Genomic DNA, 14,670 nt, shown 5'->3' on the forward strand with positions numbered 1-14,670 from the left:
AGATGACCGAGGCAGCCACCGCGCGCCGCAGTCGGATCACTCCCGAGCGCGAGGCCGAGCTGTACGAGGCCGTCCTCGACCTGCTCCGGGAAGTCGGCTACGACGCCCTCACCATGGACGCCGTGGCGGCCCGCACCCGGTCCAGCAAGGCGACGCTCTACCGCCAGTGGGGCGGCAAGCCCGAGCTGGTCGTCAAGGCCATGCGGCACAACAAGCCCGGTGAGATCGGCGACGTCGACACCGGCTCGCTGCGCGGCGACCTGCACGCCCTGATGGCCCGCGAGGACGACTGCACCATGGCCCAGAACTCCGCGCTGATGCGCGGCGTCGCCATGGCGCTCCACCAGAACCCGGACCTGCGCCAAGCTTTCCGGGACCAACTCGTCGAACCGGAGATGGCGGAGTTCCGGCACCTGCTGCAACGCGCCGTCGACCGGGGCGAGATCAGAGCGGACTGCCCGGCACTGGACTTCCTCGTGCCCATGCTGGTCGGTGCTTTCGCCACCCGCACGCTGCTCGAGGACCAGCCACCGACCCGGGCCTTCCTCACCTCCTACATCGACGCCGTGATCCTCCCCGCCCTCGGCGTCCCCACCACCTGAGCAACCCCGCCTGAGCCCCACCTGACGTAACCGCTCACGTCGTCGGGCCGATCCCCCCTGCCCTGAAGTTCCCACGACCTGACCGGGAGTACGCCCTCGTGGCCACGTTCCTCTACAAACTCGGCCGGCTCGCCTTCCGCCGACGGCACTTCGTCGCCCTGATATGGGTGGCGCTGCTGACCCTCGCGGGCGTCGGCGCGGCCAGTGCCCCGCCCGCCGGCACCACCTCCTTCTCCATCCCGGGCACCGAGGCCCAGAAGGCCTTCGACCTGCTCGAAGAGCGCTTCCCCGGCACCAGCGCCGACGGGGCGACCGCACGCGTCGTCTTCAAGGCACCGTCCGGCGAGACGATGACGGACGCCGACAACAAGGCGACCGTCGAGAAGACGGTCGCCGACCTCGCCGACGGCTCCGAGGTCGCCTCGGTCGCCGACCCGTACACGGGCAACGCCGTCAGCAAGGACGGCACGATCGCCTACGCGTCCGTGAGGTACGACGTCTCCGGCATGGAGCTGGCGGACACCACCAAGGACGCCCTGGAGGACGCCGCCCAGCAGGCGCGCGACGCCGGGCTGACCGTCGAGGTCGGCGGTGACGCGCTCCAGGCCGTCCCGCACACCGGCGCCACGGAGATCATCGGCATCGCGGTCGCCGCCGTCGTCCTCGTCATCACCTTCGGCTCGCTGGTCGCGGCCGGACTGCCCCTGCTCACGGCCCTGATCGGCGTCGGCATCGGCGTCTCCTCGATCACCGCCCTCGCCGGCGCACTCGAACTGGGCTCCACCACCTCCATCCTGGCGATGATGATCGGCCTCGCGGTCGGCATCGACTACGCCCTGTTCATCGTCTCCCGCTACCGCGCCGAACTCGCCGAGGGACGTGAGCGCGAGGAGGCCGCGGGCCGGGCGGTCGGCACCGCCGGCTCGGCGGTCGTCTTCGCCGGCCTCACGGTCGTCATCGCCCTGGTCGGCCTCGCGGTCGTCAACATCCCGATGCTGACCAAGATGGGCATCGCGGCGGCCGGCACCGTCGCCATCGCGGTCCTGATCGCCCTCACGATGGTCCCCGCGCTGCTCGGCTACGCCGGCCGCAGGGTGAAGCCGACCGGCGCGAAGAGCAGGCTCCTGGGCGGCGCCGGCAAGAAGAACGACGCGGCGGCCGACGCCAAGCCCGCCAAGCCCGCCAAGGCCAACCTCGGCACCCGCTGGGCGAGCTTCGTCGTCCGCCGCCCGCTGGCCGTCCTGCTCCTCGGCGTCATCGGCCTCGGAGCCGCCGCGATCCCCGCGGCCTCCCTGGAACTGGGCCTGCCCGACGACGGCTCCCAGCCGACGTCCACGACCCAGCGCCGCGCGTACGACCTCCTGTCGGAGGGCTTCGGGCCGGGCTTCAACGGCCCGCTGATGGTCGTCGTCGACGCGAAGGGCAGCGACGCCCCGAAGCAGGTCTTCACCGACGTCTCCGACGAGATCAAGGGCCTGGAGGACGTCGTGGCGGTCACCCCGCCCGCGCCCAACAAGGGCGGCGACACCGCGACCATCACCGTGATCCCGGACTCCAAGCCGTCCTCCGTCCAGACCGAGGACCTGGTGCACGCCATCCGCGACGCGGGCGGCGACATCAAGGCCGACACCGGCGCGGAGACCCTGGTCACCGGCTCGACGGCGATGAACATCGACGTCAGCGAAAAGCTGAACGACGCGCTGCTGCCGTACCTGGTCCTGGTCGTCGGCCTGGCCTTCCTCCTCCTGATCGTGGTCTTCCGCTCGATCCTGGTCCCGCTGAAGGCGGCCCTCGGCTTCCTGCTCTCCGTCATGGCGGCGCTGGGCGCGGTCGTCGCGGTCTTCCAGTGGGGCTGGCTGTCCGGCCTGATGGGCGTGGAGGAGACCGGCCCGGTCATGTCGATGATGCCGATCTTCATGGTCGGCGTGGTCTTCGGCCTGGCGATGGACTACGAGGTCTTCCTGGTCACCCGCATGCGGGAGGCCTACGTCCACGGCGAGAAGCCCCACCAGGCGGTCGTCACCGGCTTCCGGCACGGAGCGAGGGTCGTCACGGCCGCGGCGGTCATCATGATGGCGGTCTTCGCGGGCTTCATCGGCTCCAGCGAGTCGATGGTCAAGATGATCGGCTTCGGCCTGGCGATCGCCGTCTTCTTCGACGCGTTCGTCGTCCGCATGGCCATCGTCCCGGCGGTCCTCGCGCTGCTCGGCAAGAAGGCCTGGTGGCTGCCGAAGTGGCTGGACCGCGCGCTGCCCAACGTGGACGTCGAGGGCGAGGGCCTGCGCACGGCCGAGGAGCGGGGCTCGGGCCCCGACGCGGACCGGGAGCCGGCACGCACCTGACGCGCCACCTCTGACAGGACGACAGACCAGCCGGTGAGGGCTCCGTGGGGACGGGGCTGCCCTCACCGGCTTCCTGTCGCGCGAGGACGCCGCAACCCGGTCGCCTGCCGGCTACACGTACCGCTACGGTGCCGTCCATGACGACGACCGACGACGCCTCCGCGACCCCCGCCGCCCACCCCCGATTCGCCGAAGCCCTGCGCGGACTCGGCCTCGGTGACCTGGCCGGACGGGCCCGGCGCTTCCCCGAGGCCACCCGCACCGCCGCCGAGGCCGCCGCCGCGATCGGGTGCGAGCTGAGCCAGATCTGCAAGTCGCTCATCTTCGCCGCCGACGGCGTGCCCGTGCTGGTCCTCATGGACGGCGCCTCACGCGTCGACCTGGAGCGGGTCCGGGAGGAACTCGGCGCGGAGAAGGTCACGCGGGCCAAGGCCGACGTCGTACGGGAGACCACCGGATACGCCATCGGCGGCGTGCCGCCCTTCGGGCACCGGAGCAGGACCCGGGTACTCGCCGACCGTTCCCTCCTCGCGCACGAGGTCGTCTGGGCCGCCGCCGGCACCCCGTACGCCGTCTTCCCGATGGAACCCAAGGAGCTCGTCGCCACCGCCGGCGCCACCCTCGTGGACGTGCGCGAGCGCTCCGAGTGACACCCCTGGTCACCGGCGCCGTCCTGCTCGCCGCGGTCACCCACGCCAGCTGGAACGCCATCGCCCACCGGATCACGGACAAGCTGACCGGCTTCGCGCTGATATCCGGCGGCGGGATGCTCATCGGGCTCGCGCTGCTGCCGTTCACGGCGTTCCCGGCGGCCGACGCGTGGCCCTACCTCCTCGTCTCCGCCGCGATCCACATCGCGTACTACGCCCTGCTGATGCGGTCCTTCCGGCTGGGCGACTTCGGCCAGGCCTACCCGATCGCCCGCGGCAGCGCGCCGCTGCTGGTCACCGTCCTCGCCGCCGTCTTCGCGCACGAGGTGCCGGACGGCTGGGCGACCGGCGGCATCCTGGTGTCCTGCGCGGGGCTGACCGGCGTCGCCCTGTGGGGGCTGCGCGGGCGCCGGCCCGACTGGGCGGCGATCGGCGCGGCCCTGGCGACCGGGGCGACCATCGCGGCGTACACGGTCGTCGACGGACTGGGCGTACGCGCCTCCGGGTCCTCCCTCGGGTACATCGCCTGGCTGATGGCGGTGCAGGGGACGGTCCTCCCGGCGTACTTCCTCTACCGCCACCGCGCCGGCGCCCGGGCGCTGCTGCGGCCGCACGCCGGTCTGGGGCTGCTCGGCGCGGTCCTGTCCGTCGCCGCGTACGCGCTGGTCCTGTGGGCGCAGACCCGCGCCGAACTCGCGCCGATCGCCGCCCTGCGCGAGTCCTCGATCCTGGTCGGCGCGGCGATCGGCGCCCTCTTCTTCAAGGAGCGGTTCGGCGCGCCCCGGATCGCGGCGGCGGGCCTCCTCGTCGTCGGGATCGGACTGATGCTGCACACGGGATAGTGCGCACGGCGGCTGCGAGGAGCACCCTGGAAGCAAGTGTTCCGGAGGTGATCGTCATGATGCACACCGCAGTGGGATGGCATGTCGAGCTGGAGTTCATGGAGGACGACCAGCACACGCGCGCGGTCGCGATGGTGCGGCTCCCCGACGGCAGCGAGGTCCGCGGCCATGGCCACGCCAGCCGCCACCGCGTCGACTCCCACCAGCCGAGGGTCGGCGAGGAGGTCGCGGGGGCGCGCGCCCTGAACGAGCTGGCGATGCAACTGCTCACCAAGGCGCACGACGAGATCGACGCGGCGTCGGGGAGGACCTCACACCCCATTCACGTCTGAACCGGTCCGCCCGAGCGACGCCCGCACCGCACGCACCAGTGCCTGCGCCCGCGGGTCCGCCGTCACGGTCTTGCGGAAGCCGTTGGTGACATACCCGAAGGCGATGCCCGCCTCCGGGTCGGCGAAGCCGAGCGCGCCGCCGCGGCCCGGGTGGCCGAAGGAGTCGGGGGACAGGAACGGGGACGCGCTGCCGTGCAGCATGTAGCCGAGGCCGAAGCGGGTGCCCACGACGAGGACCCGGTCCGGCCCGGCCGACTCCTCGGCGCGGGCCCGCTCCAGCGTCGCCGGGTCGAAGAGCCGGGCGTGCGGCGTCACGCCGTCGACCTCGCCGATCAGCGCGGCGTAGAAGCGGGCCAGTCCGTCGGCCGTCGCGATGCCGTTGGTCGCGGGGAGGGCCGCCGCCCGGTACGCCGGGTCGTTCTGGTCGGGGAACGGCGTGATCGCGGCGAAGGCGCGGCGGGTGAGCGAGTCCGGGTCCTGGTAGGCCTCGGTGACCGCGCGCTTGGGGCGCAGCCGCGGGCCGCTCCCCGACGGTTCGGGGTCCTCGACGCGCCCGGCCCGCCCGACCCGGCCCGCCGCCTCCTCCGCGGCGGGCAGCCCCAGCCACAGGTCCAGGCCCAGCGGCCCGGCGATCTCGTCCGCGATCCACTCGCCGGTGCTCCGCCCGCCCGTCGCCCGGCGGACCAGTTCGTCGAGCAGCCAGCCGTACGTCAGCGCGTGGTAGCCGTGGTCGGTGCCGGGTTCCCAGACGGGTGACTGGGCGGCGACGGCCTGCGGCCCGCGCAGCGGGTCGAGCGCTTCCTCCGGGGTGAGCGGGCGGTCGAGGACCGGCAGCCCGGCTCGGTGGTTGAGCACGTGCCGGACCAGCACCCGCTCCTTGCCGTGCGCCTTGAACTGCGGCCAGTACTCGCCCACCGGCGCGTCCAGGTCCAGCTCCCCGCGCTGGTGCAGCAGCAGCGGTACGGCGGCGGCGACGCCCTTCGTGGCGGAGCGCACGACCTGGGCGGTGCCCCGGCGCCACGGTTCGGTGCCGGCTGTGTCATCGACGTCCCTGGTGCCGCCCCACAGGTCGACGACCTTGCGCCCGTCCCGGTAGACGGCGACCGCCGCGCCCCGGTCACCGAGCGCCGCGAAGTTCCGTGCGAACGCGTCCCTGACCGGCTCGAAGCCCTCGGCCACCGTGCCGTGCACGTCCACGTCCGCGCTCACTTCTCCACCCGTCCCTTCGGATCGCCTGCGACAGTGGGTGCAACCGCCGCCGGCCCCCTGCGATTCCTCACCCGCTCGCCGACACCGACCGCGGGTCGAAGCCGAAGGGCAGTTCCAGGCGGTGGGCGCGCATCAGCTCGTCGTCGGAGAGCAGGCCGGCGGTGGGGCCGTCCGCCGCGATCACGCCGTCGCTGAGGATCAGGGCGCGGGGGCACAGCTCCAGGGCGTAGGGCAGGTCGTGGGTGACCATCAGGACCGTGACGTCCAGGGAGCGCAGGATGTCGGCGAGTTCGCGGCGGGAGGCCGGGTCGAGGTTGGACGAGGGCTCGTCCAGGACCAGGATCTCCGGCTCCATGGCGAGCACGGTCGCCACCGCCACCCGGCGTCGCTGGCCGAAGGAGAGGTGGTGCGGGGGCCGGTCCTTGAACTCCGCCATGCCGACCAGGGCGAGCGCCCGGTCCACGCAGCGCTCCAGCTCCGCCCCCTTCAGCCCGGCCGCCGCCGGTCCGAACGCCACGTCCTCGCGCACGGTCGGCATGAAGAGCTGGTCGTCGGGGTCCTGGAAGACGATGCCGACCCGGCGCCGGACCTCCGCCATGTTCCGCTTGTCCACGGGCAGCCCGGCGACCGTGACCGTGCCGGTGCCGCCGGTCAGGATGCCGTTGAGGTGGAGGACGAGCGTCGTCTTGCCCGCGCCGTTCGGGCCGAGCAGCGCGACCCGCTCGCCGCGGGCGACGGAGAAGTCCACGCCGAAGAGGGCCTGGTGCCCGTCGGGGTAGGCGTAGGCGAGGCCGGAGACGTCCAGAGAAGCGGTCACAGCACCCATCACAGCACCCATCACAGCACCCATCCCAGCAGACAGACGACGAGCGCCGCACACGGGAGGGCCAGCGCGTACGACCACTGCGCCCGGGAGGCGGTCACCTCGTCGATCACCGGCATCGAACCGGCGTACCCGCGGCTGACCATGGCCAGGTGGACGCGCTCGCCGCGTTCGTAGGAGCGGATGAACAGCGCCCCGGCCGACTTGGCGAGCACGCCCCAGTGCCGGACGCCCCGCGCCTCGAAGCCGCGCGACTCCCGGGCGATCCGCATCCGGCGCATCTCGTCCGCGATCACGTCCCCGTACCGGATCATGAAGGACGCGATCTGCACCAGCAGCGGCGGCAGCTTCAGGCGCTGGAGGCCGAGCAGGAGTTCACGCAGCTCGGTGGTGGAGGCGAGGAGCACGGAGGCGGCGACGCCCAGGGTGCCCTTGGCCAGTACGTTCCAGGCGCCCCACAGGCCGTTCACGCTCAGCGACATGCCGAGCACCTCGACCCGCTCGCCCTCGGCCACGAACGGCATCAGCACCGCGAACGCGACGAACGGCACCTCGATCAGCAGCCGCCCCAGCAGGAAGCCGGCCGGGACCCGGGCGGCGTAGGCCACCGTCGCGAGCAGCAGCGCGTAGGCGCCGAAGGCCCACATCGCCTCGCGGGGCGTCGACACCACGACGATCACGAAGGCGAAGGTCGCGGCGAGCTTGGTGTGCGGCGGCAGACCGTGCACGGGGGAGTGGCCGTGCCGGTAGAGCCGGTGCGCGTGGCCGGCGCCCACGTCAGGCGCTCGTGTCCGTGCGGTCCGGGACGCTGGTCGGCGAGGTGTCGTCGCCGCGTCGCCTGCGCACCGACCAGAACACCGCGCTGCCCGCGACGACCGTGACGCCGACGCCGATCACACCCGCGAGGCCGCCGGAGACGCGGGCGTCGGTGATGTCCTCGACGCCGTAGTCGGCGAGCGGGGAGTCGGCGTTCGCGTGTTCCTCGGTCTTCTCGTCGATGCCCTTGTCGGCGGCGACCTTCTCCAGGCCGTCGGGGTCGGCGGAGGCGTAGAAGCTGACGAAGCCGGCGAGGACCAGCGAGGTGACCAGGCCCGTGATCCACAGCTTGCGGTGGGAGCGGGCGGCGGCGGGCGCGGCGGCCGGCTCCGCGTCGGGGACGTCGACGAGTTCGCCGTTCACCCGCAGCTTGAGCTTCCGCGTGAGCCCGCGCGCCCCGTACACGAGGTCCGGGCGTACGGCGATGACGGCGCCGACGGTCAGTGCGGTGATCGCGGCCTCGCCGATGCCGATCAGCACGTGCACGCCGACCATCGCGGTGGCGACCTTGCCGATGGCGACGTCGGTGGTGCCGCCGATCCAGTACAGGAAGGTGAAGGCGAGGGCGGCGGCCGGAACGGAGACGAGGGCGGCGACGAAGGAGGCGACGGTGACCGAGCGGCGGGTGCGCGGCAGGACCTTCACCAGGCCCCGGAAGAGGGCGTAGGCGACGACCGTGGTGACGATCGCCATGTCGGTGATGTTCACGCCGAGCGCGGTCAGGCCGCCGTCGGCGAAGAGGATGCCCTGCATGAGCAGGACGACGGAGACGCACAGCACCCCTGTGTAGGGGCCCACGAGGATCGCCGCGAGGGCACCGCCGAGCAGATGTCCGCTGGTGCCCGCGGCGACGGGGAAGTTCAGCATCTGCACCGCGAAGATGAACGCCGCGACCAGCCCCGCGAGGGGCGCCGTCCGCTCGTCCAGCTCGCGGCGCGCGCCGCGCAGGCTGACCGCGATGGCGCCCGCGGCGACGACTCCGGTCACGGCGGAGGTCGGGGCGTTGATGAATCCGTCAGGTACATGCACGACTCGATGATAGGGACCAGTTGCAACCCCTTTGCAAGAGCGAGGTAAAGGCTGATCTCACATGTGATATACGCCTCGAAGGGCGTGGCCCGGGAATTATGGGACATTGGAGAAGGGGTGGACGCAGAGCTTTCGCACAGGTGGCACAGCGCAAGGGGCGATCCGATGTCCGTTGTCGAACAGTACGCACGAGCCCACGTTCTGACGGACGCGGACCTTCCCGACGAGGACGACGGCGGAGCGATACCCGTCGTGCTGCGCTACGACCCCGAGCACGACCCGCGGTCGGTGTGCGTCGGACTGCCCGCGCGGGGCCGCGGTCCGGGCACCGGCTTCCGTGAGTGGACCTTCGACCGGGCGCTGCTGGAACAGGGCCTGCGGGCCCCCGCCGGAAGCGGCGAGGTCCGGGTGTGGCCGTGCGGGCGGGTGCAGGCGGTCGTCGAGTTCCACACCCCGCAGGGCTGCTCCGTGGTCCAGTTCGAGACCAAGGCGCTCATCCGGTTCCTGCGCCGGACCTACACGGCGGTGGCCCAGCCGGTGGCCCACTGAGCCACCGGCCGCGCGTGCTCGCGCCGAAGCCCGGCCGCCGTCTCAGCCCGCGCTCTTCAGCAGCGCCGCGACGATCGGGCCCGCCGACTCGCTGCCGTGGCCGCCCTGCTGGACCACGCCCGCCGCGGCCACGTCTCCCTTGTACGCGGTGAACCAGCCGTTGGGCTTCTCCTGGCCGTCGACCTCCGCCGAGCCGGTCTTCGCGCCCGCGTCACCGCCGACCCCGGCCATCGCCTCCGCGGCGGTGCCCGCCACCGCCGTGTAGGACATCAGCTCGCGCAGCTGCGCCAGCGTCGACGACGACATCGTGCGGGAGGCCGTGGCGAGCTTGCGCCCGTCGACCGACGGGGCGACCAGGTACGGCTGGTGGAAGCTGCCCGACTTCACGGTCGCCGACACGGACGCCATGTTCAGCGGGTTCATCCGCACCCCGCCCTGGCCGATGAGCGAGGCGGCCATCGGGGCCGCGCTCTGCACCGGCACCGAGCCGTCGAAGGTGGGCACGCCGACCGACCAGTTGTTCATCGACAGGCCGAACACCTCCTTCGCCTGCTTGGTCAGGTCGTCGTTGGCCAGCTCGGGGGCCTGACTGATGAAGGCGGTGTTGCAGGAACGGGCGAAGCTCGCCTTGAAGGTGCCGTCCTTGATCTCGAACTTGTCGTCGTTCTGGAACTTCCAGCCGCCGTAGCTGAAGTACTTCGGGCACGGGTGCTTCTTGTCCATCGACGCCAGGTTCTTCTCGATCAGCATCGAGGCGGTGATGACCTTCATCGTGGAGCCGGGAGCCAGCGAGCCCTGGAAGGCGGTGTTGAAGCCGTGTCCGCCGTTGGCGACCGCGAGGACCTCGCCCGTGGAGGCGCGCAGCAGGACCACCGACGCCCGCGCCTTGCCGGCCACCTGCTTCTCGGCGGCGGCCTGGAGGGCGGGGTCCAGGGTCGTCTGCACGGTGCCGGGCGTGCCCTCGCTCAGCTCCAGCAGCGTCTTGTCGGAGGCCTTCGCCGCCTTCGACTCCTTGCCGCGGACCACGCGCAGCTCGATGCCCGGGGTGCCGCCGGCCTGCTCGCCGTACTTCTCGCGCAGGCCGTCCAGGACGGTGCCGAGCGACGGGTACTTCGCGGCGGTGAGCTCCGCTCCGTCCCGGTCCAGCGCCTCGACCGGCGGGGCCCCGGCCTCGCCGGTGACCAGTTTGTCGCCGTCCTTCAGCTCCGGATGGACGACGGCGGGGTGCCAGTCGACGCGCGGCTCGCCGTCGCCGGCCCGGCGGACGACGGTCAGCGCGCTGTCGTACGCCAGTGGCTTCGTCGTCTTCTCGTACGCGACGGTGGCCTTCACGGCGAACGGGACCTCCGCCCCGGCCGGGGTGCCCGCGGTGAGTCTGACGTCCTTGACCCGGGCGTCCTTGTCGTAGCCGGTGAGCAGGGCCTTCGCGGCCTCGGCGTCGTCGGTCGCGGCGGCCGCCCCGGCGACGTCGCCCTGCTGCCAGGCGGTCAGGAACCGCTGGGCCGTCGAGGTGACCTCGGCCGCCGTGAGGGGGCCCGACTTCACCTCCTCCCCGGCCGCGGACGTCGTCCGGGCGCCGTCCTCGGTGCCGGCCCCGCCGCCGTACATCGCGTAGGCGCCGAATCCGGCGCCGGCCACGACCACCGCGGCCACGCTGCCGATCACGGCGGGTTTCGTCCTCCGCCGCTCGCCCGCGGCCTTTCTGCTGCCCACTGTGTCCCGTTCCTCCGCGGCGCCCGGATTCCCGGGGTCCCTCGGTGCCCTCGTTGCCTCATGCTTCCAACGACGGCGACCACAGTAGGGGCACCCGTCGCGTCCGGCCCCTCTCAGCCCCCCGCCCGCAGCACGTCCGCCACGATCGGGCCGGCCGCGTCGCCGCCGTGGCCGCCCTGCTCGACCATGGCCGCCGCCGCGACGTCGTTCCGGAAGCCGGTGAACCAGCTGTCGGACGTGGACTCACCGTCGACCTCGGCCGACCCGGTCTTGGCGCCGATGTCGCCGCCGAGCCCGGACATGGCCGCGGCGCCGGTGCCCTGCGTGGCGGTGAGCCGCATCATCTGCTTGAGCTGGGCGGCCGTGCTCTGCGGCAGGCCCTTGGCGGTGGCGAGCTGCCGGTCGTCCAGGTCGGGCGAGACCAGGTAGGGCTGGCGGAACTCGCCGGTGATGGCGGTCGCCGTCACGGACGCCATGTTCAGCGGGTTCATCTGGACCTGGCCCTGGCCGATGGCGTTGGCGGCGCGGTCCGGGCCGCCGGACGCGGGCACGCTGCCGTCGAAGGAGACGATGCCGGTCTGCCAGTTGTCGCCCTTCAGCCCGAACCGCTCCTCGGCCTCCGCCGTCAGCGAGCCGTCCGTGAGTGGGTCCTCGTCGATGAGCTTGATGAAGCCCGTGTTGCAGGACCGCATGAAGGTGTTGGCGAGGGTGGCGCTCATGTCGGCCTTCATGTCGGTGAGGTTCTTGAAGGTCTGGCTCTGCCAGGTCGCCGTGTCGGGGCAGGGCGCCGGGTCGTTCATCGAGGTCACACCGTTGTCGATGAGCATCGCCGCGGTGATGATCTTCATGGTGGAGCCGGGGGCGACGCGCCCCTGGAAGGCCGCGTTGAAGCCGTCCGCGCGGTTGTTCGCCACGGCCAGCACCTCACCGGTGCTCGGCTTGACGGCGACCACCGAGGACTCGCCGTACCGCTTCACCGCCTTCTCGGCCGCCGCCTGCACGCTCGCGCTGAGCGTGGTCTCCAGCTTGCCGGGCTCGCCCTCGGTCAGCGTCAGGAGCGACGTGTCGGCGGCCTCGGCGGCCGTGTGCCGGACCATCAGCTCGACACCGGGGGTGCCGCCCGCCTTGTCGCCGTACTTCTGGCGCAGCGTGTCCAGGACCGGGCCGAGGGAGGGGTACTTCTCCTTCGTGAGCACGGTGCCGTCACGGCCGACCGCCTGGATCTGAGGCGTCGCCGACTCCTCGGTGACCAGGGTGTCGCCGTCCTTCAGCCGCGGATGGACGACGGACGGCTCCCAGTCGACCAACGCGCGTCCGCTGGTCTCCCCGCGCACCACCGTCAGCTTGCTCTTGTACGTCAGCGGCTTGGTCGCGCCCTCGTACGACACCTTCGCCTTCACGGTGAACGGCACGGCGGTGCCGGTCGCCGTGCCGGGCGTGATCTCGACGTCGGTGATGTGCGCCGCCTCGCCGTAGGCGGTGAGCAGCGTCCCGGCGACCGTGGCGTTGTTCGTGTACGACGCCGCCGTGGTCGCGTCACCCTTCTCCCAGGCCGTGAAGAACTTCTCCGTCGTCTCCCCGACCTCGTCAACGCTCGGCGGGCCGCTCTTCTTCGCCGTCCCCGCGGCTCCCGAACCCCCGCCGCCGTCCAGCGCCGACACGACGTTGTAGGCGCCGTACCCGGCCCCGCCCACCATCACGGCGAACACGCCGCCTATGACGGCGACCTTCACCCCCCTGCCCATCGGCAGTCCCCTCCCCGTTCCCGGATCCCCGTTCAGAACTTCCGTCCGCCCTCTTGAACACGTTCAGAAGCAGTTGTGGGTTGCACTCTATGTGCAGCGCGTGACCGGCGGGACGGATGTTTCCGTTTGTTGGCCGAATGGAGATACGGCGTCTTCGGGCCCGGACTCAGACCCAGGTATCGAGCCACATACGCGACCGCCAGTCCTCCATCGGGATCGCCGTACCCGTGTAGATGGGCCAGAAGTAGATGAAGTTCCACGCGATCAGCAGCACCAGTACGCCCGCGCCCGTCGCCCCGGCGACCCGCCGGGCGTCGCCGCAGCCCGGCCGGCCCACGATCGCCCCCAGCAGCATCGCCACCGCCAGGCACAGGAACGGCAGGAAGACGACGGCGTAGAAGAGGAAGATCGTCCGCTCCTGGTACAGGAACCAGGGCAGATAGCCGGCCGCGATGCCGCAGGCGATGGCGCCCGCGCGCCAGTCGCGGCGGAAGGCCCAGCGCCACAGGACGTACAGCAGCGCGAAGCAGCCCACCCACCACAGCAGCGGGGTGCCGAGCGCCAGGACCTCGCGGGCGCACTTCTCGCCCGCGTCGGCCGGGCAGCCGTCCGAACCGGGCGCCGGCGACTCGTAGAAGTACGAGACCGGACGGCCCAGGACGATCCAGCTCCAGGGGTTCGACTGGTAGGTGTGCGGCGAGGTGAGGTTGGTGTGGAACTCGAGCACCTGCGTCTCGTAGTGCCACAGGCTGCGCCACCAGTCCGGGAAGAGCCAGGACCAGGAGCTGTTCCTGCCGTCGGTCGCCGCCCAGTCGCGGTAGTAGCCGCCGCTGCCGTCGGCGGGGGAGAGGATCCAGCCCAGCCAGGACAGGACGTACGTGCCGAGCGCGACCGGCACCGTCGACAGGAACGCCCAGCCCAGGTCGTACTTCAGCACCGCCAGATGCGGCCGGTGGGCGCCCGCGACCCGGCGGGTGCCGACGTCCCAGAGCACGGCCATCACACAGAAGGCCGCCATGATGTACAGGCCGTTCCACTTGGTGGCCGCGGCCAGGCCCAGCATCAGCCCCGCCGCCAGCCGCCAGGGACGCCACCCGAGCCGGAACGTCTCGGCGATGTGCGCGTCCGGGCGGACCAGGCCGTCGTCGTCCACCGGCAGCGCGGCGGCGAGTTTCCCGCGGGACCGGTCGCGGTCGGCGACCAGGCAGCCGAAGGCCGCCAGCACGAAGAACATCAGCACGCTGTCCAGCAGCGCGGTGCGGCTCATCACGAAGTGCAGCCCGTCCACCGCCATCAGCGCGCCCGCCAGGCACCCGAGGAAGGTCGAGCGGAACAGCCGCCTGCCGATCCGGCACAGCAGCAGCACCGACAGCGTGCCGAGCAGGGCCGTCATGAACCGCCAGCCGAACGGGTCGAACCCGAACAGAAGTTCGCCCAGGCCGATGACGTACTTGCCGACCGGCGGATGCACGACGTACGCCGCGTCCGTCGGGATCGGGACGTCACCGCCCGAGTTCAGGATCAGGTCGTTGGCGTTCTTGTCCCAGTTGACCTCGAAACCGCGGTGGATCAGCGACCAGGCGTCCTTGGCGTAGTACGTCTCGTCGAATATCACCGCCTTCGGGCTGCCCAGGTTCCAGAACCGCAGCACGCCCGCGAAGAGCGCCACCAGCAACGGCCCGCCCCACGCCGACCAGCGCACGATCCGGTCGGCCGGCGCCTTGGCCAGGCCCAGGAAGGCCCACAGGCGAGGACCGGGGCTCGTGTACGGCGGCACCAGCCGGTCGCGGACGTCGCCGGCCGCGGGCCCCGCCGTGTAGCCGAAGCGGCGCAGCCGCTGCTGCCAGGGGGGCCGCCGGTCGTGCGGGGCCTGGTCCTGCCGGGTGTCCGTGGAGGACGCGGTACTGGTCACCGCGCCATCGTAGGGAACCGTACTGTGCGCGTCCCGCGCATGGCCCTCACCGGTGGTCCGGATGCGTCCTCCCGGCAGGACGTCCGCCCGTCCCTGGGAGGATGGG

At 72.1% G+C, this 14,670-nt stretch carries 13 protein-coding genes; 6 read left to right on the forward strand and 7 right to left on the reverse strand.

What is annotated here, in order from left to right:
- Positions 1-2: 2 nt before the first annotated feature.
- The 5 genes from RI578_RS23570 (at position 3) to RI578_RS23590 (ending at position 4,768) form a co-directional block, all read left to right on the forward strand.
- Positions 3-602: a TetR/AcrR family transcriptional regulator gene (locus tag RI578_RS23570; protein ID WP_310872928.1), complete on the forward strand. Its 600-nt coding sequence runs from the start codon at positions 3-5 to the stop codon at positions 600-602.
- A 98-nt stretch (positions 603-700) separates the two neighbouring features.
- On the forward strand, positions 701-2,944 hold the full coding sequence (locus RI578_RS23575; RefSeq protein ID WP_310872929.1) for an MMPL family transporter: 2,244 nt from the start codon (positions 701-703) through the stop codon (positions 2,942-2,944).
- A 137-nt stretch (positions 2,945-3,081) separates the two neighbouring features.
- Positions 3,082-3,594 (forward strand): YbaK/EbsC family protein, encoded by a 513-nt coding sequence (locus RI578_RS23580; protein ID WP_310872930.1) that lies wholly within the window; start codon positions 3,082-3,084, stop codon positions 3,592-3,594.
- Positions 3,591-4,436, forward strand: a complete 846-nt coding sequence (locus tag RI578_RS23585; RefSeq protein WP_310872931.1) for a DMT family transporter — start codon at positions 3,591-3,593, stop codon at positions 4,434-4,436. The genes RI578_RS23580 and RI578_RS23585 overlap by 4 nt, the downstream gene beginning before the upstream one ends.
- A 56-nt stretch (positions 4,437-4,492) precedes the next feature.
- A complete protein-coding gene (locus tag RI578_RS23590; RefSeq protein ID WP_121747813.1) occupies positions 4,493-4,768 on the forward strand; it encodes a DUF1876 domain-containing protein in 276 nt (91 codons plus the stop codon).
- Here the strand turns inward: RI578_RS23590 and RI578_RS23595 are convergent.
- The 4 genes from RI578_RS23595 to RI578_RS23610 form a co-directional block, all read right to left on the reverse strand.
- Positions 4,748-5,965 carry a serine hydrolase domain-containing protein gene (locus tag RI578_RS23595; RefSeq protein WP_310875843.1) on the reverse strand — a complete coding sequence of 406 codons (1,218 nt, stop codon included), beginning with the start codon at positions 5,963-5,965 and terminating at the stop codon, positions 4,748-4,750. The genes RI578_RS23590 and RI578_RS23595 overlap by 21 nt on opposite strands.
- 79 nt (positions 5,966-6,044) lie before the next feature.
- On the reverse strand, positions 6,045-6,803 hold the full coding sequence (locus tag RI578_RS23600; RefSeq protein ID WP_310872932.1) for an ABC transporter ATP-binding protein: 759 nt from the start codon (positions 6,801-6,803) through the stop codon (positions 6,045-6,047).
- Positions 6,804-6,814: 11 nt separating this feature from the next.
- Entirely contained in the window at positions 6,815-7,576 is a 762-nt protein-coding gene (gene cbiQ, locus RI578_RS23605) for a cobalt ECF transporter T component CbiQ (RefSeq protein ID WP_310872933.1), read from the reverse strand.
- Position 7,577: 1 nt separating this feature from the next.
- On the reverse strand, positions 7,578-8,645 hold the full coding sequence (locus RI578_RS23610; RefSeq protein ID WP_310872934.1) for an energy-coupling factor ABC transporter permease: 1,068 nt from the start codon (positions 8,643-8,645) through the stop codon (positions 7,578-7,580).
- 165 nt (positions 8,646-8,810) lie between these two features.
- Between RI578_RS23610 and RI578_RS23615 the strand changes: the two genes are divergently transcribed.
- Positions 8,811-9,194 carry an SsgA family sporulation/cell division regulator gene (locus RI578_RS23615; RefSeq protein WP_310872935.1) on the forward strand — a complete coding sequence of 128 codons (384 nt, stop codon included), beginning with the start codon at positions 8,811-8,813 and terminating at the stop codon, positions 9,192-9,194.
- A 42-nt stretch (positions 9,195-9,236) separates the two neighbouring features.
- Here RI578_RS23615 and RI578_RS23620 read toward each other — a convergent pair whose 3' ends face one another.
- The 3 genes from RI578_RS23620 to RI578_RS23630 form a co-directional block, all read right to left on the reverse strand.
- Complete coding sequence (locus RI578_RS23620) at positions 9,237-10,907, reverse strand: penicillin-binding transpeptidase domain-containing protein (RefSeq protein WP_310872936.1); 1,671 nt, start codon at positions 10,905-10,907, stop codon at positions 9,237-9,239.
- A 113-nt stretch (positions 10,908-11,020) separates the two neighbouring features.
- Positions 11,021-12,652, reverse strand: a complete 1,632-nt coding sequence (locus RI578_RS23625; protein WP_310872937.1) for a penicillin-binding transpeptidase domain-containing protein — start codon at positions 12,650-12,652, stop codon at positions 11,021-11,023.
- Between the two features lie 166 nt (positions 12,653-12,818).
- The gene (locus tag RI578_RS23630) at positions 12,819-14,564 is read right to left on the reverse strand and encodes a phospholipid carrier-dependent glycosyltransferase (protein ID WP_310872938.1); all 1,746 of its coding nucleotides are present in this window, start codon (positions 14,562-14,564) and stop codon (positions 12,819-12,821) included.
- Positions 14,565-14,670 lie beyond the last annotated feature (106 nt).

Origin of the sequence: Streptomyces sp. BB1-1-1, from assembly GCF_031597775.1 — a bacterium.
Classification (GTDB): domain Bacteria; phylum Actinomycetota; class Actinomycetes; order Streptomycetales; family Streptomycetaceae; genus Streptomyces; species Streptomyces thinghirensis.